Source organism: Pseudomonas viridiflava, assembly GCF_003702045.1.
Classification (GTDB): domain Bacteria; phylum Pseudomonadota; class Gammaproteobacteria; order Pseudomonadales; family Pseudomonadaceae; genus Aquipseudomonas; species Aquipseudomonas viridiflava_C.
The window spans coordinates 1-15,805 of sequence record NZ_RBTP01000006.1 but is presented as its reverse complement, the minus strand read 5'-3'; the positions used below and the strand labels follow the sequence as shown (position 1 = coordinate 15,805).

General features: G+C 57.5%; 15 protein-coding genes, 2 tRNA genes and 1 pseudogene. 14 read left to right on the top strand and 4 right to left on the bottom strand.

Annotated features, from left to right (window positions below):
* The first annotated feature begins 136 nt into the window (after window positions 1–136).
* The 7 genes and pseudogenes from mutY to ALP40_RS01320 all read left to right on the top strand — a co-directional run bounded on the left by mutY (window position 137) and on the right by ALP40_RS01320 (window position 4,703).
* Window positions 137–1,204: an A/G-specific adenine glycosylase gene (gene mutY, locus ALP40_RS01345; protein ID WP_122206521.1), complete on the top strand. Its 1,068-nt coding sequence runs from the start codon at window positions 137–139 to the stop codon at window positions 1,202–1,204.
* Window positions 1,201–1,473 carry an oxidative damage protection protein gene (locus ALP40_RS01340; RefSeq protein WP_002555777.1) on the top strand — a complete coding sequence of 91 codons (273 nt, stop codon included), beginning with the start codon at window positions 1,201–1,203 and terminating at the stop codon, window positions 1,471–1,473. Before mutY ends, ALP40_RS01340 begins: the two co-directional genes overlap by 4 nt.
* Before the next feature lie 101 nt (window positions 1,474–1,574).
* Window positions 1,575–1,650: transfer RNA gene (locus ALP40_RS01335), tRNA-Phe, on the top strand.
* 399 nt (window positions 1,651–2,049) lie between these two features.
* Complete coding sequence (locus tag ALP40_RS01330) at window positions 2,050–2,331, top strand: hypothetical protein (protein WP_122206520.1); 282 nt, start codon at window positions 2,050–2,052, stop codon at window positions 2,329–2,331.
* 371 nt (window positions 2,332–2,702) lie between these two features.
* Window positions 2,703–3,479 (top strand): annotated as a pseudogene (locus ALP40_RS25995) (PAS domain-containing protein); the annotation flags it as partial.
* Between the two features lie 84 nt (window positions 3,480–3,563).
* A complete protein-coding gene (locus tag ALP40_RS25990) occupies window positions 3,564–4,049 on the top strand; it encodes a methyl-accepting chemotaxis protein (protein WP_409077493.1) in 486 nt (161 codons plus the stop codon).
* A gap of 168 nt (window positions 4,050–4,217) precedes the next feature.
* On the top strand, window positions 4,218–4,703 hold the full coding sequence (locus ALP40_RS01320) for a hypothetical protein (protein ID WP_122206518.1): 486 nt from the start codon (window positions 4,218–4,220) through the stop codon (window positions 4,701–4,703).
* 136 nt (window positions 4,704–4,839) lie between these two features.
* Here the strand turns inward: ALP40_RS01320 and gabP are convergent, their stop codons facing one another.
* Entirely contained in the window at window positions 4,840–6,231 is a 1,392-nt protein-coding gene (gene gabP / locus ALP40_RS01315) for a GABA permease (RefSeq protein WP_122206517.1), read from the bottom strand.
* Window positions 6,232–6,763: 532 nt separating this feature from the next.
* On the opposite strand from gabP, the gene ALP40_RS01310 reads away from it, so the two are divergent.
* The 5 genes from ALP40_RS01310 (at window position 6,764) to ALP40_RS01290 (ending at window position 11,032) form a co-directional block, all read left to right on the top strand.
* Window positions 6,764–7,537: an ABC transporter ATP-binding protein gene (locus tag ALP40_RS01310; protein WP_122206516.1), complete on the top strand. Its 774-nt coding sequence runs from the start codon at window positions 6,764–6,766 to the stop codon at window positions 7,535–7,537.
* A 13-nt stretch (window positions 7,538–7,550) separates the two neighbouring features.
* A complete protein-coding gene (locus ALP40_RS01305; RefSeq protein WP_122206515.1) occupies window positions 7,551–8,312 on the top strand; it encodes an ABC transporter substrate-binding protein in 762 nt (253 codons plus the stop codon).
* A 66-nt stretch (window positions 8,313–8,378) separates the two neighbouring features.
* A complete protein-coding gene (locus ALP40_RS01300) occupies window positions 8,379–9,074 on the top strand; it encodes an ABC transporter permease (RefSeq protein WP_122206514.1) in 696 nt (231 codons plus the stop codon).
* A complete protein-coding gene (locus ALP40_RS01295; protein ID WP_122206513.1) occupies window positions 9,071–9,760 on the top strand; it encodes an ABC transporter permease in 690 nt (229 codons plus the stop codon). Before ALP40_RS01300 ends, ALP40_RS01295 begins: the two co-directional genes overlap by 4 nt.
* 54 nt (window positions 9,761–9,814) lie before the next feature.
* Complete coding sequence (locus tag ALP40_RS01290; protein WP_122206512.1) at window positions 9,815–11,032, top strand: methyltransferase; 1,218 nt, start codon at window positions 9,815–9,817, stop codon at window positions 11,030–11,032.
* A 297-nt stretch (window positions 11,033–11,329) separates the two neighbouring features.
* Here the strand turns inward: ALP40_RS01290 and ALP40_RS01285 are convergent, their stop codons facing one another.
* Both ALP40_RS01285 and ALP40_RS01280 read right to left on the bottom strand, forming a co-directional pair.
* The gene (locus ALP40_RS01285; protein WP_122206511.1) at window positions 11,330–11,656 is read right to left on the bottom strand and encodes a DUF6124 family protein; all 327 of its coding nucleotides are present in this window, start codon (window positions 11,654–11,656) and stop codon (window positions 11,330–11,332) included.
* A gap of 526 nt (window positions 11,657–12,182) precedes the next feature.
* Window positions 12,183–13,190 carry a J domain-containing protein gene (locus ALP40_RS01280; RefSeq protein ID WP_122206510.1) on the bottom strand — a complete coding sequence of 336 codons (1,008 nt, stop codon included), beginning with the start codon at window positions 13,188–13,190 and terminating at the stop codon, window positions 12,183–12,185.
* An 819-nt stretch (window positions 13,191–14,009) separates the two neighbouring features.
* Between ALP40_RS01280 and ALP40_RS01275 the strand changes: the two genes are divergently transcribed.
* Both ALP40_RS01275 and ALP40_RS01260 read left to right on the top strand, forming a co-directional pair.
* A tRNA-Thr gene (locus tag ALP40_RS01275) sits at window positions 14,010–14,085 on the top strand.
* A 1,114-nt stretch (window positions 14,086–15,199) separates the two neighbouring features.
* The gene (locus ALP40_RS01260) at window positions 15,200–15,430 is read left to right on the top strand and encodes a hypothetical protein (protein WP_122206508.1); all 231 of its coding nucleotides are present in this window, start codon (window positions 15,200–15,202) and stop codon (window positions 15,428–15,430) included.
* Between the two features lie 92 nt (window positions 15,431–15,522).
* On the opposite strand, the gene ALP40_RS01255 is transcribed toward ALP40_RS01260, so the two are convergent.
* On the bottom strand, window positions 15,523–15,805 hold a 283-nt coding region (locus ALP40_RS01255), incomplete at its 5' end, for a transposase domain-containing protein (RefSeq protein ID WP_147478285.1).

The following is a 15,805-nucleotide window of genomic DNA, read 5'->3' as shown; positions in this document are numbered from 1 at the left end:
GGAGCGCGCTTGCCCGCGATGCGACATATCAGGCGGCCCATGAGTGACTGAATGGACGCTGTCGCGGGCAAGCGCGCTCCTACATCTACCCGCATTTCACCAGGTAACGAGCTGTTTCACAGGAGCCCATCAGGCGATGCAACCCGAGCAATTTTCCAGCGCAGTCCTGGATTGGTACGACCGCCACGGCCGACACGATCTGCCCTGGCAGCAAGGCATCACGCCGTATCGGGTCTGGGTGTCGGAAATCATGCTGCAACAGACCCAGGTCAGCACCGTGCTGAACTACTTCGACCGCTTCATGGAGGCCCTGCCCACTGTGCAGGCCCTGGCTGAAGCGCCGGAAGATGAAGTGCTGCACCTGTGGACAGGCCTTGGCTACTACACCCGCGCTCGCAATCTGCAAAAGACTGCCCGCATTGTCGTGGCCGAACACGGCGGCGAGTTTCCCCGCGATGTCGAACAGCTCACCGAACTGCCCGGCATCGGCCTGTCCACCGCAGGCGCCATTGCCAGCCTGAGCATGGGCATGCGCGCAGCGATTCTGGACGGCAACGTCAAACGCGTTCTGGCGCGCTTCACGGCGCAAGAAGGGTATCCGGGCGAGCCAAAGGTCGCCAAGCAATTGTGGGCCACCGCAGAACGCTTCACGCCCCATACCCGCGTGAACAATTACACCCAGGCGATGATGGACCTGGGCGCGACCCTCTGCACCCGCAGCAAGCCCAGCTGCCTGCTCTGCCCGCTTGAACGCGGCTGCCAGGCGCACATGCTGGGCATGGAAACCCGTTACCCGATCCCCAAGCCACGCAAGACCGTGCCGCTGAAACGCACCCTCATGCCGATATTCGCCAACGGCGATGGCGCGATTCTGCTTTATCGCCGCCCGTCCAGTGGGCTGTGGGGCGGTTTGTGGAGCCTGCCGGAACTCGATCACTTCGACGACGTGCAGCATCTGGCAACGCAACATGCGCTGGAGCTGGGCAAGCATCACGAACTGCCCGGCCTGATCCACACCTTCAGCCATTTCCAGTTGAGCATCGAACCCTGGCTGGTACAGGTTCAGGAGTCGGCCGATCACGTGGCCGAGGCCGACTGGCTCTGGTATAACCTCGCCACCCCGCCGCGCCTGGGCCTTGCCGCCCCGGTGAAAAAGCTGCTCAAACGCGCAGCCGACGTATTGAATGCAGGAGAATCGTCATGACCCGCACCGTAATGTGCCGCAAGTACAAAGAAGAACTGCCAGGCCTGGAACGCGCCCCTTATCCGGGTGCCAAGGGCGAAGACATCTTCAACCACGTCTCTCAGAAAGCCTGGGCCGACTGGCAGAAACACCAGACCCTGCTGATCAACGAGCGTCGCCTGAACATGATGAACGCCGAGGACCGCAAATTCCTCCAGACCGAGATGGACAAGTTCCTGTCCGGCGAAGAATACGCCCAGGCCGAAGGCTACGTTCCGCCCGAGAAATAAAGCGTTTCACGCAGTGAAGGTCGTAAGCGTCGGTAATAATTCAATATTTTTTGATAACACGCTTGACGACCTCCTGAAAAACACGTTTAATGCGCCCCGTTGCCCAGATAGCTCAGTCGGTAGAGCAGGGGATTGAAAATCCCCGTGTCGGCGGTTCGATTCCGTCTCTGGGCACCACCTTCCGTTTTCAGGTGATGCCAAGCACACCTGAAAACACCCAAGAAACCCGCCTAGTGCGGGTTTTTTGTTGTCCGGGATTTACCACCGACCACCTGCTCAACCCAACTCAATAACAGTCGATGACTACCTCTCGAGGCATACGGCGGCCTATCGCTCGATTGAATGCCGATCTGACATTTCCTGTACCACGATTCCGCTTGCTCGCATTTCTTGATGCATGAATCCAAATGGCCGATATTCAGGTCAGACTCACTCGCGTGGAATCAAAGCGGGACTCCACAGCCACCAAGGCTGCCCCCTCTGCACGCCTCAAACTTTGAGCGAGGCAACCCCATTGAACTAATCCCCCAGCCGCCCCCTCGAATCCATACATTTGTTTTCAAAGGGAAAAATCCTGTGCTCAAGTTTACCGCCTCCGCCCTCGTCATCGCTGCCACCCTTGGCCTCGCTGCCTGCGACAGCAAGTCCGAGCAGAAAGCCCAAGACGCTCAGGCGCATCAGGAAAACGCTCAGCAGAAGATGGAATCGGCTCAGGCCAAGGTGAACGACGCGGCGAAAGAAAACGCCGAAGCCGCCAAAGACAAGGCTGCGTCCAAGGAAGCGGCGGCTGAAGAGTCGAAAACCTTCGTGCCCAGCTCCGAAGTGACCAACACGATTCAGAGCCCTGAAAAAAAGTAAAAACAGCCTGTTTTCTTCACAAAGTTTTCACAGCCGATAAGCCATTGTAGAGCTGCTCCCAAGTGTGAATCCTTAAGCCCGCTCCCCCATCGCGGGCTTTTCTTTGTCCGGCGTTTGGCGATTCCCTTCCCTGCACACGCATCGCATCGCATCGCATCGCATCGTTATACAGTCCACTTCAAAGCCCCCAAACACCCAACGCAGTGCTTTCTGCGCATCGCGTTATTCAAAGATCGCGTTCGGCAATAACGCCAGCACCTGAGCCTGGCCGCCCATTCATATTTCAGCTCATAACGCCCTAATGCCTTCATCTTTGTTGTCGATAGCCTGATGACGAGAATTTCGTAAAACAACACCAAAGGCGGCAGGTTATGTTCGGGAACAAAAGCAAAAACGAACTGGCAGCCATGAAGGCAGAAGTAGATAGCGCAAAAGGACTGATGGGCGCACTTGAAAAATCAATGGCGGTGGTCGAGCTGGATCTTGATGGAAAGATCCTGCGCGCCAACGACAACTTCCTTGCAGCAATGGGCTATCGGTCGGATGAACTTCCCGGCAAGACCCATCGCGATTTCTGCGAACCCGAACTGGCGCGCAGCCGGGAATATGCTGACCTATGGGCAGCATTGCGGGCGGGCAAATTCATTTCCGGCACGTTCAAACGCGTTGGCAAAAGCGGGAAAAGTGTTTGGTTGGAAGCCAGCTACAACCCTGTGGTCGACGGACAGGGCAAAGTCATCAAAGTGGTCAAGTATGCGCTGGACGTTACCCAAAGGGTCATGCTGGAGAACGAAACGCACAGCAAGATTACGGCAGTGGACCGGGCGATGGCGGTCTGCGAGTTCGACCCTGCAGGCCATGTGCTTACGGCCAACGACAACTTTCTGCATGTCATGGGCTATGCCTTGAGCGACATCAAAGGCAAACACCACAAGACCTTCTGTGAGCCTTCTTTCGTCAACAGCGCCGAGTACACCGAATTCTGGCGCAAGCTCAACCACGGCGAGTTCGTAGGCGGCCAGTTCAAGCGCCTCGGCAAACAGAGTCGAGTGGTCTGGCTGGAAGCGACCTACAACCCGGTCTATGACGTCGACGGCAAGCTGTACAAGATCGTGAAGTTCGCCAGCGACATTACAAACAAAGTCGAAAAGCAGGAAGCGGACGCGCACGGTGCTTCCAAGGCGTACCACATTTCGGCTGAAACCGAGAAAGTCGCCGAGCAGGGCACGCTGGTGATCCAGGAAACCGCACGCGAGATGCGCCAGATTGCAGAAAACATTGGCGCGTCAGCCAGGCTGGTCGGTCAACTGGGAGATCGCTCGGAGCAGATCACAGCCATCGTCAACACCATTCGCGGCATTGCCGACCAGACTAATCTGCTGGCACTCAACGCAGCCATCGAAGCGGCGCGGGCGGGCGATCAGGGTCGTGGCTTTGCGGTGGTTGCCGACGAAGTGCGGCAACTGGCAGGACGCACCAGCGGCTCGACCACGGAAATTGCCGATATGATCGGCAAGATTCTGGCCGAAACACGCGAGGCCGTAGCAAGCATGAGCGCAACTCAGGAAGGCGCCAATCGGGGTGTGACGCTGGCTGATCAGGCAGGTCAGGTGATCGTCCAGATCCGCGACGGCGCGAGCGATGCTGTCGAGGCGGTCAGCATGTTTGCCAATCGCATGGATGAGGCGGAAGCATTTTCCAAAACCGGGAAAAAGTGACCGCTGGCTGTACCGCTACAATCAAAGCCCGCGCACTGCGGGCTTTTTGTATTTCTGCTCTCAAGACACCCCTTCAAAGGTTCTTCTCAACAGGTCGGCCTTGGCTATTCAGGCGTCCTGCGCTTCAATAGCCGCCATTGCCCTTCTCGCCTGATAAAGGACCGCCTCATGGCCTCGCCAGACAAGCAACAAAAACGTGCCAAGCGCGCAAAGATCAAGGCCAAGCAGAATCGCTCCGGGAAGTCCTCGACCAGCGTCGTGCATCCAGTATTCGCCTCGGCACTGGTCAACCAGCCATTCGACGATGTGCTGCTGGACATGAGTACATTCGACTTCAAGGACATCGTTGAGAACGGCTTCGAACCGGCCGACTATGAAGACCTGTTCGACACCATGAAAGCTGCCGAGGCCATCAGCCAGTTGGCGATGTGCCTGGTGTTCCTGCAATACCCGGTGCTGGCACTGGTGGTTTCGGAAGAGGACGAAGAGGAAGCGACCGACTTCATGATGGGCCTGCTCATCACCTACCGCGCCATCCATCACAACGAAGACGAAGACACCGCCGTGGAGTGGGTCGAAGGCAAGGCTTTCCAGGCAGACTTCCAGATGGCGTCGGACTTACTGATGAAGCGCGACGCCAAGGCCATGCGCTGACAACCTGCGCCGGCCCGTAGGAGCGGACTTGTCCGCGAAGAAGCCATACAGCCAGCAAAGATTCAGCGGCTGAAATACAGCATTCGCGGACAAGCGGAGCGCCGCCCGGTCCGCTCCTACAGATATCCCACAGATCTTACCCCAGCGCAGCAGCCCCGATCCGACCCGTCTTGCGGCGTCGGGAGACGATCAGGCCAGCGGATACGATCAGCAGACTGAGCACGCCGGTCGCCACGATTTCCAGGCGGTGTTCTTCCTGAATCAGCATGATCGTCAACACCGCAACGATGAACGCGATCGCCAACCAGGTCAGCCACGGAAACAGCCACATCTTGAAGTCGATGGGCTCGCCCGCTGCAACACGCTTCTGACGCATGCGCAGTTGCGAAACGGCGATCACCAGATACACCAACAAGGCGATGGCACCCGAGCTGGCCAGCAGGAAGTCGAACACTGCAGCAGGCGCGATGTAGTTGGCGAACACCGTCAGGAACGCAGCGCCTGTGGACAGCAGCACCGCCCAGTACGGCGTACCGCCCTTGCTGGTGCGCTTGGACAGGGCTGGCGCATCACCGCGCTTGCCCAGCGAGAACAGCATGCGCGAAGCCGTGTACAGCGCCGAGTTGAGGCAACTGGTCACAGCCACGAGCACCACCAGATCAACGATCAGCTTGGCGTTGGGAATGCCCATCGCGTCCAGTACGGTCTGGTACGAGCCCACCTGCGCCAGACGCGGATCGTTCCATGGCACCAGCGACACGACGATGAAAATCGAAACCAGATAAAACAGAAAGATCCGCCAGATCACCGAATTGGTGGCCTTGGTGATCTGCTTGCCCGGATTCTTGGACTCGGCGGCCGCAATGGTCACGATTTCAGTGCCCATGAACGAGAACATAGTCGTCAGCATCGCTGCCAGCACAGCGCCCATGCCATTGGGCAGGAAGCCGCCGGTGTCGAACAGATGGCTGACACCGCTGACGTTACTGGTGGGTAACAGGCCAAAAATGGCTGCAATACCCAGCACCACGAACGCAATGATCGCCACGACCTTGATCAGCGCGAACCAGAACTCAAACTCGCCGTAGTTCTTCACACTGAACAGGTTGGTGGCCGTCAGCAGCAGCGTGATGACCAGCGTGAACATCCAGATGGCGATGTCCGGGAACCAGGCATGCAGGATAGTCGCCGCCGCACTGGCTTCCAATGGAATCACCAGCACCCAGAACCACCAATACAGATAGCCAATGGTGAAACCGGCCCAGTGCCCAATGGCGCGGTCGGCGTAAGTCGAGAATGAACCGGTGTCAGGGGAGGCAACAGCCATCTCAGCCAGCATGCGCATCACCAGCACCACCAGCGTACCCGCGGCGGCATAAGCCAACAGCACGGCAGGCCCGGCTTCGGCAATGGCGTGACCGGAGCCTACGAACAACCCGGCACCGATGACGCCGGCAATCGACAGCATGGTGATGTGTCGAGGTTTCAGCCCTTGTTCGAGCTCGGAAGAATTAGCGGTACTGCTCATAAAACCACCTGTGCAAGACGAGCGAGGCACACCGAAGCGGCTCGTAAAAAGAAAGCAACGGTGCCGTTCTTTATTATTGACGCAAGAAATGCGCCAAAATATTTCAAAAACGACGTCGCCCTTGGTACACCGGGGCTACAGCCGAATAGGTCAAAGTGGACAGCGTGTGTTTTTGGGCTATAAGCAGCGACGTGTTACCTAACGCCTCAAAAATCGGCGAATGGCATGCACCGAAAATGCACACTACCCATCGAAAAGATCGAACATGGTGCAAAAGCAGGGCGCCACTTAGCAAAAGCTGCTTCCAACACCCGGTCAAAGCTGGCAACATTCGCGCCTTTTTCGCGCACACGCTCCCTGAGCATCTACTCAAGGCACAGTCCTGCGCGCTGTTTTACGACAATCCGCCGCGACAGGATGCCCCGTAAAACACTGTCACATTGACCTTCGCACGCAGATGGTTGTCTTTTAAACGCTGTGCTAGCTTGGCGCTCGCCAGCAGAATGAGCGCACCTATCAATGAGGACCCCACATGGCTGAGGCCACGCCCGCCCTGGAAATCCGCAACCTGCACAAGCGCTACGACCAGCTGGAGGTGCTCAAGGGCATCTCGCTGACCGCGCATGACGGTGACGTTATCTCGATTCTGGGTTCATCCGGCTCCGGCAAATCCACCTTGCTGCGCTGTATCAACCTGCTGGAAAACCCACATCAGGGCCAGATCCTGGTGGCGGGTGAAGAGCTCAAGCTCAAGGCCGCCCGCAATGGCGAACTGATTGCCGCTGACAACAAGCAGATCAACCGCCTGCGCAGCGAGATCGGTTTCGTGTTCCAGAACTTCAACCTGTGGCCGCACATGAGCGTGCTCGACAACATTATCGAAGCCCCACGCCGTGTCCTCGGCCAAAGCAAGGCCGAAGCCATTGAAGTCGCCGAGGCGCTGCTGGCCAAGGTGGGTATCGCCGACAAGCGTCATGCCTATCCGGCGCAACTGTCAGGTGGCCAGCAACAGCGTGCGGCCATCGCACGTACGCTGGCCATGCAGCCTAAAGTCATTCTATTCGACGAGCCGACGTCGGCACTCGACCCGGAAATGGTTCAGGAAGTGCTCAACGTCATCCGCGCATTGGCCGAGGAAGGCCGCACTATGCTGCTGGTGACTCACGAAATGAATTTTGCACGTCAGGTTTCAAGTGAAGTCGTGTTTTTGCATCAAGGACTGGTCGAAGAACAGGGCACACCGCAGCAAGTGTTCGAGAGCCCGCTGTCGGTAAGGTGTAAACAATTCATGTCGAGTCACCGCTAACGGAGCAACATCCATGCAGACGTATAAAAAGATCTTGCTGGTCGCAGCTGCCACCCTGGCTTTCACGACCAGTGCTTTTGCCGAAACCTTGAAAATGGGTATCGAAGCGGCCTACCCGCCGTTCAATAACAAGGACGCGAGCGGTCAGGTGGTTGGCTTCGACTACGAGATCGGCCAGGCCCTGTGTGCCAAGCTCAAAGCCGAGTGCCAAGTGGTGACCTCTGACTGGGACGGCATCATCCCGGCCCTGAACGCGCAGAAGTTCGACTTCCTGATCTCCTCGCTGTCCATCACAGAAGAGCGCAAGCAGGTGGTGGATTTCACTGACCCGTACTACTCGAACAAGCTGCAGTTCATCGCCCCGAAAACCACCTCCATCGACGTTTCCTCGATCGAGAAGGCTAAAGAGAGCCTTGAAGGCAAGGCCATCGGCGCACAGCGCTCGACACTGGCCGCCACGTGGCTGGAAGACAAGCTGGGCATCCTTGACGCCAAGCTGTACGACACTCAGGAAAATGCCTTCCTTGATCTGGTGTCCGGCCGCGTCGACGCCATGCTGGCCGACAAATACGTCAGCTACGAATGGCTGAAAAGCGACGCCGGCAAGAACTTCGAGTTCAAGGGCGAGCCTGTCGAGCAGAACGACAAGATCGGTATCGCTGTGCGCAAAGGCGACCCGCTGCGTGAGCGCCTGAACACTGCACTGAAAGAAATCATCGCTGACGGCACCTACAAGAAGATCAACGATAAGTATTTCCCTTTCAGCATTCTCTGATTCACCCGACAGCGTCGCCGCCACCTCTCACCGAGGCGCGGCGACCGGTCCTGACAAAGCCTGCCCATGAACATTGATCTACACGGATTCGGCCCGGCCCTGGCGGCTGGCGCGCTGATGACCGTCCAGCTTGCACTTTCAGCCCTGTGCCTCGGGCTTGCGCTCGGGCTGCTCGGCGCTCTGGCCAAAACCTCGCCTTTCAAGCCCCTGCAATGGCTCGGCGGTGCCTATTCAACCCTCGTACGCGGCGTTCCCGAACTGCTCTGGGTGTTGCTGATCTACTTCGGCACCGTCAATGGCATGCGCGCGCTAGGCGAGTTGTTCGGCAAGCCTGACCTGGCCCTGAGCGCGTTCGCGGCGGGCGTCATCGCACTGGGGCTGTGCTTCGGCGCGTACGCCACCGAAGTGTTTCGCGGCGCGATTCTGGCCATTCCGAAAGGACACCGCGAAGCAGGCCTTGCGCTGGGCATGTCGCGCTCGCGCATTCTTTACAAGCTGATCCTGCCGCAGATGTGGCGCATCGCCCTGCCCGGGCTGGGCAACCTGTTCATGATCCTGATGAAAGACACCGCGCTGGTGTCGGTGATCGGCCTGGAAGAAATCATGCGCCACGCGCAAATCGCCGTGGGCTTCACAAAGGAAGCGTTCACCTTCTATATGGTTGCTGCCGTGATGTACCTGGGCCTGACCGTGCTGGCGATGATCGGCATGTACTTCCTTGAAAAACGCGCCGGTCGCGGCTTTGCGAGGAGCGCATCATGAACTGGGAAGTCATCATCAAATGGCTGCCGCGTCTGGCTCAGGGCGCTACCCTGACGCTGGAGCTGGTAGCGATCGCGGTCATTGCCGGCCTGATTCTGGCAATCCCGATGGGCATTGCCCGTGCTTCACGGCACTGGCCGGTACGCGCCCTGCCCTATACCTACATTTTCTTCTTCCGTGGCACGCCGCTGCTGGTGCAGCTGTTTCTGGTCTACTACGGCCTGGCGCAATTCGATGCCGTTCGCCAAAGCTCGCTGTGGCCTTACCTGCGTGATCCGTTCTGGTGTGCCGTCATCACCATGACGCTGCACACGGCCGCCTACATTGCCGAGATCCTGCGCGGTGCGATCCAGGCGGTGCCGCCCGGCGAGGTCGAAGCTGCACGAGCGTTGGGCATGTCGAAGTGGAAGGCGTTGTTCTACATCGTTCTGCCCCGCGCAGCCCGCATCGGCCTTCCCGCCTACAGCAACGAAGTGATCCTGATGCTCAAGGCCAGCGCCCTGGCCAGCACCGTTACCCTGCTGGAATTGACCGGCATGGCACGCACGATCATTGCTCGCACCTACATGCCGGTGGAGATCTTCTTTGCCGCAGGCATGTTCTACCTCGTCATGGCGTTTGTGCTGGTGCAAGGCTTCCGCCTGCTGGAAAAGCTGTTGCGCGTAGACGCGAGCCAAGGCCGCTGATATGAAGGGGGCTGGCTTTTACCCGGCCGCCCCTCTCTCGCGAAGCCGCCGACCATGACCACTGAACCTTGCTTGCACACTGAACAGCTGCGCAGCCATTTCAATGCGCTGGACAGCTTCCTGTTCGCGCATCAAGGGTTATGGCGACCCAGACCCTTCACCCGCCTGCAACTGCCGTGGGAAGCGCAGTACCCGGAGCTCGCGCACTGGCTGCGCCAACGCAGCCTTGAACAGGCCGAAACAGCGCACCTGGACCCGGAACAGCTCGACGCGCCCTACCCGTTTGCCGCCCTGGCCGCCGAGGCCGCCGCGCTGAGCCACATTGGCGAAACGCCTGCGTACCCGCTTGCCTCGGTAGAGCCACGCATGAGTGTCGACGTGCCGGGCCGCAAGTGGCAACAGATTGAAGCCTTCGCTCGTCATCTGGATACCCGAGCGCCCGGCACCCATTGGCTGGACTGGTGCGCGGGCAAGGGTCATCTGGGACGACGCCTGATCGGTCGCGGCCAGCAATTGACCTGCCTTGAGCGCGACCCGGCACTGATCGAGGCGGGCCTTGCACTGAGCGCTCGCCACGGCCTGGACGCCGAGCATGTGCAGCAAGACGTCATGGCCGACGACGCCTGGCGCAGGCTGCAGCCACATCACACGCCGGTCGCGTTACATGCCTGCGGCGACCTGCACGTGCAATTGATGCAGCTGGCCAGCCAGACCGGCTGCCAACACATGGCCATTGCGCCCTGCTGTTACAACCGCACCCGGTTCGACCATTACCTGCCATTGTCCACCGAGGGCAAGGCCTCCGGGCTTACGCTGTCGCGTGACGAACTCGGCCTGCCCCTCAGTGAAACCGTAACGGCAGGGGCACGCGTGCGTCGTCAGCGAGATACTTCGATGGCGCGGCGGCTGGGGTTCGACCTGCTACAGCGTTCGCTGCGCGGCGTTGATGAGTATTTGCCCACACCGTCCCTGCCCGTTTCGTGGCTTGAGGTTCCGTATGAGGACTATTGCCGCCATTTGGCTCAGTTGAAGAACCTCGACCTGCCCGGCAATCAGGACTGGACAGAACGAGAGGCCGCAGGCTGGCAGCGACTGGCAAACGTGCGCAACCTGGAGCTGGTGCAAAACCTGTTTCGGCGCTCGCTGGAGGTATGGCTGGTGCTGGATCGGGCGCTGTATGTGCAGGAGCAGGGTTATCGCGTCAGCGTGGGGACGTTCTGTGACCGCCGGCTTACGCCTCGCAACCTGCTGATACTGGCCCATAAAGTGTGATGTAAAACAACAGAACATCCTGTGGATAAGTCTGTTGATGAAAATTCTGAATGGCGCGTTAAAGCTTGGCGCACCAGTTACTAAAGCCCCGGATTTTTCCTGCCCACTTCGTCAGGAACCCACAAAAACAGTGGTTTGCAACAGAAGTCACACAACTGCACACTTACTGGCATGTGCGCAAATCTTTATGTAGCAATTGTGCATAAAGATTTGGTAACGGCTCTGGAACAGCCCTGTTGCGGTGCCGGATCGTGTACGGGTAACAACACCGGGCACGATCCGATTCGATGCCAAATCTCAGACGAGTTCAATGCACTCCAGTGATCGCTCAACCATGACTTTGGCCATTTCGGCCATGTGCATGGCGGCAAACGCAAGGTCGCGTTGTGACCCGTTCAATTCGTCGCCCAGTTCATAGGCGGTTGCGGAGGCGCAGCGCAAAAAATCCAGTGCATGCAGTAACGTGGCTTCCAGGTTGATGTAATCGATACTGCTTTCGCTGGGTTCTTTGTCGGGCCGACCGGTTGGCAGATAACGCGCCAGGGCGCGCTTGACGACTGCCTGATCGAAGACGGGTGTGGGGATGGATGCTTTCGAGGGTGGATCGGGGGTTACTTTGACCATACTTAGCTCTCCTCAAAGAAGCTGCCACCTAGTCGCGACTAAACGATTGAGGGGTGGCGGCTGTACGAAGGTTAGTCGACCGGGAGCTAAGAACCGGCGCACCCGAAGGTGCCCTAGGCACAGCCGCCATAAAGAACAGGCCAAACACCTGATCAAACAGCAGCGCAATGCGCCTTAACTCAAACCCGGGCGACTAAACCCCATCGCTGATGGGCAGCGACGGACGGAGATTAAAAGCACAGATCGAAAGGCACAAGCGGGCCGGGATTCTCTCGGAAATGTCTCTCAAAAGAAAGAGACGAAGCCTTCAAAAACGGGCCTGAAAACGTTGCAAAGCATGAGAAATGGTCAGCGGTGATCGCTCTTGCCGATCCACTGCCTGACCGTGGGAGCGGACTTGTCCGCGAAAGTCATCACTCCCCAAGAAGATCCAGCGCCTGAAACACCGTATTCGCGAACAAGCGGAAAGCCGCCCGATTGAAGAGTCCTGCCGAATTCGCAAACCCTGAACCCACACGACTACCCGCTAAAACTGATCATCCTTCAACCGCGTAAACGGCACGCTGCGCCCCTGCAACTTGCGCAGTGTCAGCTTAAAAGCGCTGGACTTGATCTGGCTGCCCATCGGCGTCTCTTCAAGCAAAATCCGGCCCGACGCAAACGCACACCCCGTATCGAGCATCTTGTACTTGAGCAAGTACAGCCCCGCGTCCATCTTCGCAAACGTGAACGACGCCCCCACCGGAATGTATGCATGCCGATACGCCTTGCGCCCCACCGCATCGGTGACCTTGGCGTAAACCGCCGCACCGCCCGCCGTATTGTCGACGGTAATCTGCGACCAACCATTGTCCTTGAGCGTTGGCATCGCCTTCAGATACCCCGCCTTCTGCGGCCAGGCCTCGCCCATTGGATCAACCGTCGGCACCTCACAGTCGGACGCGACAATATCCGCAGGTTGTGCAGGCACGCTGATAGGCTCCACCACAGGTAAAGCAGCAGGCTTGACCCACGGCTGCACCACCGGCACCGACTCGGTCGGCACGAAAGACTTGCCCGCGTTAGGGTCGTACCCCATCCACGCGCCGCCCGCGCAGAACACCACGAACACCGTCGCCCAGCGCAACAGGCTGCCATGACGCTGACGATAGGTGGGTTGGGGCGAAGCATTGGCCCGACGCTCAGGGCCGCTATAGGCAGGGCGCTGCGGCGCAGCAGACGCCGCACCGGAAGCGGTGGCATACACATGAACAGCGCGCCCACGCATCGCCTGCACCTGCTTGCGGCGTGCAGCCTCTTCACGAGCCTTCTGCTCATCGGCCATCAACTGCGCGTCATAAGCCGCGCGCCTGCCAGCATCCGCCAGCACATCATGAGACGCGTTGACGACGCTCATCATGTCCGAAGCGTAAGGGTCGGAATTCCTGTCCGGGTGCAGCTTCTGAGCGATCTTGCGATAAGCCTTCTTGATCTGATCAGGAGAGGCATCGCGAGCGACATTCAGCAGCTCGTAATGCGTGGGCGTTCTCTGCATTGCACTAGCTGTCCATGGCCGACTGCCATTTTGATACAGCTATATCGGCCAAAACCGCCCGAACTCCAGTCGCAATGCTACAGACCGGATACAAACCAAAAAATGCCCGGATCCTGAGACCCGGGCATCGTTTGAAACATCGAAACCGTCACAGGCTCACCGAAGCGACCTTGACCGTACCCGACTCGGTGATGACTTCATCAGCGTCCAGACGCACATTCATGCGATTCAGACGCCAATGCACAGCCTCTCTATCACCTGACGCCTGCCCAGCCGGACAACACGTCATTACCAATATCGCTTAACCGCTTCTCAGTGAATGGCCGGCCTACGGTGTAATGCATCCCCGAAACCCTGCAACGATCCTTCGTATCATTCATCGGATAATCCTTTATCCCGGACTGAAAAGTGAACGCCCCTCGCCGCCTGACTCAGTGGCTTGGGCCGTTGAGAACAAGCCTATGCAAAGCGCCCTGTGCCTGCAAACGGCCTAAGCGCTGCCGAATCGCTTGGAGCGCTCAGTTATTCCGAACAGCCACCACCGCCTAAGCCATTGATTCGCATGAACAGGTTAAAAATCTACGCTTGCTGCAGCCGAATCGCTGTCACCGACAAACGACCAAACCAGCACACCCAACCACCTTTCTCCCCGCCATCAGGCAGCCTAATCCGTCAAAACCCAGGGAAGCGTCCTGCACTCATAACCGCTGACATCCTGCACGCCGTCACCAAGCGGCACCGATGGTCAATTTTTTTCAACTGAATCAGTCAGCTAGGGTTTACAAGCGCATCAGACTCTATATACTCGCAGCCCATTACGCCGGTATAGCTCAGTTGGTAGAGCAACTGACTTGTAATCAGTAGGTCCCGGGTTCGACTCCTGGTGCCGGCACCATATAAATCAAAGGCTTGCAGCGATGCAGGCCTTTGTTTTTTCCCCCAGACGTAATAAGCCACGTAACAAGGCCACCGATCGGGCCTGTCTTACGCGCTCCACGTCGAGCTCCAACCGCAGCTACAGACGCTCATGAGCAGTAGCGCGAGACCCTGGCCAACCGCTCGGTACAGGGTGCCCCGCTCAAAATCTGAGGGGGGTCAGAAAAAAGGTAATATTAGTAATACGGTTCGGGAAAAATGGCTGCAGCCCTTACAGGCCGTGGCTTTCAGCGTTTCCGGGCAAAGGTAATATTGAAGCGATACAAAGGCGATAATATTACCTTTTACTAAAGCTATATTTTCATTTCCTAAAACCCAATGAATCCGGGGGTTTCAGAAAAATATTACCTTTCATATCGCTTCATATTACCTTCCGATGTAATACGCACAGCCCAGTAAAACCGTGGCCTACAGCCTAGGTTCGTGGGTCATATAGCTAATATCGCTCTTTTTGAAAACATCCTCCCATAACTGAGATTCAATCTCATTTAAAACGCCCTTTTTCGAAAACCTGACTGCAAGGCATTAAGGCCTGTAGATCGTCACGAGCGCGTGCAATCGTGTGCAATCTCCAAAGCCCCCTGAATGCGGCTACACCGCCCGGTCTGCTTGAGTTGTAGAGGTTGGATCTAATCTGGCCGCCGATGCCTTGGTGCGCAGCTTTGAGACCGGTGTCGATTTGGAAAACCACCCCATTCCTCGGTTTTCCAATTTTTCGCCTAAGCAGGCCGGGCTTCCGAGGACTGCCCCCGCCTGCACCGCCCTGTCGCTCGCTGTGCAAGGCGCTGACATTTTCCTGCACAAGCTTGCACGTTGTGCAATTGCAGCTCCCCTACGCAACCCCACGGCTGGCTTGGGCTGGAGTATTGCTTTCATCGCATCTGGGTTTGCACAAAAAACGGACGCAGAGCCCGTCGGCGGGAGGGGGATAAGTGCTTTTTCATAGAGATTTATTTTGATATTTAAAAAAATAAGCGAATGGTGCGGATTTGACGCACAAACTGATCCGAAACGTGCATCTGTCAAGGCGATATGCCACCATCGACTCTCACCCACTATCAAGGAATGACTCCATGAGCATGTGTCAAAAACTTACGCAGCTGGAATTGAATCAAATCGCTAACGCGGGCGCTTCGTTTACGGTTGACTCTGCGCGCAAAACGCAGCTTGAACTCAATCAGCTTGCGAATAGCTGCCGAGCTGGAGGCGGAAATCTGACGGTCATGAACGCAGGTCGTAAAACTCAGCTTGAGCTTGTTCAACTCTCAAATTCTGGCAAAGGCCATATAACCTTTATCAACTAATTAGGTTTATATCCACAAGAGCTTGAAAGTCAGATAGTCGAGCTATTGTAAGCGCTCCATAAACCTCACTTGGCTAAAGATAGGTAAAGCGCTTAGCTGTGAAGTCGAGGTTCGCAGTTCCACGGCAGCAAGGCTTCGTAATCCTCTACCGATGTCGCCATTGGCAAACGTTCAAGTGCGTGGCGCAGCCACGCATAGGGCTCCTGGCCGTTGGCTTTGGCAGTCTCAACCAGGCTGTACAGTTGAGCGCTGGCCGTCGCGCCCTTGGGCGTGTCGCTAAACAGCCAGTTCTTTCTTCCGATCACGAAGGGGCGAATGGCGCGTTCTGCCGCGTTGTTGTCCATCGGCAAATACCCTTCCTCAACGTATCGCTCC

Coding starts and splice junctions, on each gene's coding strand:
- mutY (WP_122206521.1), top strand. CDS start 137: ATGCAACCCGAGCAATTTTCCAGCGCAGTCCTGGATTGGTACGACCGC.
- ALP40_RS01340 (WP_002555777.1), top strand. CDS start 1,201: ATGACCCGCACCGTAATGTGCCGCAAGTACAAAGAAGAACTGCCAGGC.
- ALP40_RS01320 (WP_122206518.1), top strand. CDS start 4,218: ATGGCCTCGCCAGACAAGCAACAAAAACGTGCCAAGCGCGCAAAGATC.
- gabP (WP_122206517.1), bottom strand. CDS start 6,231: ATGAGCAGTACCGCTAATTCTTCCGAGCTCGAACAAGGGCTGAAACCT.
- ALP40_RS01310 (WP_122206516.1), top strand. CDS start 6,764: ATGGCTGAGGCCACGCCCGCCCTGGAAATCCGCAACCTGCACAAGCGC.
- ALP40_RS01305 (WP_122206515.1), top strand. CDS start 7,551: ATGCAGACGTATAAAAAGATCTTGCTGGTCGCAGCTGCCACCCTGGCT.
- ALP40_RS01300 (WP_122206514.1), top strand. CDS start 8,379: ATGAACATTGATCTACACGGATTCGGCCCGGCCCTGGCGGCTGGCGCG.
- ALP40_RS01295 (WP_122206513.1), top strand. CDS start 9,071: ATGAACTGGGAAGTCATCATCAAATGGCTGCCGCGTCTGGCTCAGGGC.
- ALP40_RS01290 (WP_122206512.1), top strand. CDS start 9,815: ATGACCACTGAACCTTGCTTGCACACTGAACAGCTGCGCAGCCATTTC.
- ALP40_RS01285 (WP_122206511.1), bottom strand. CDS start 11,656: ATGGTCAAAGTAACCCCCGATCCACCCTCGAAAGCATCCATCCCCACA.
- ALP40_RS01280 (WP_122206510.1), bottom strand. CDS start 13,190: ATGCAGAGAACGCCCACGCATTACGAGCTGCTGAATGTCGCTCGCGAT.
- ALP40_RS01260 (WP_122206508.1), top strand. CDS start 15,200: ATGAGCATGTGTCAAAAACTTACGCAGCTGGAATTGAATCAAATCGCT.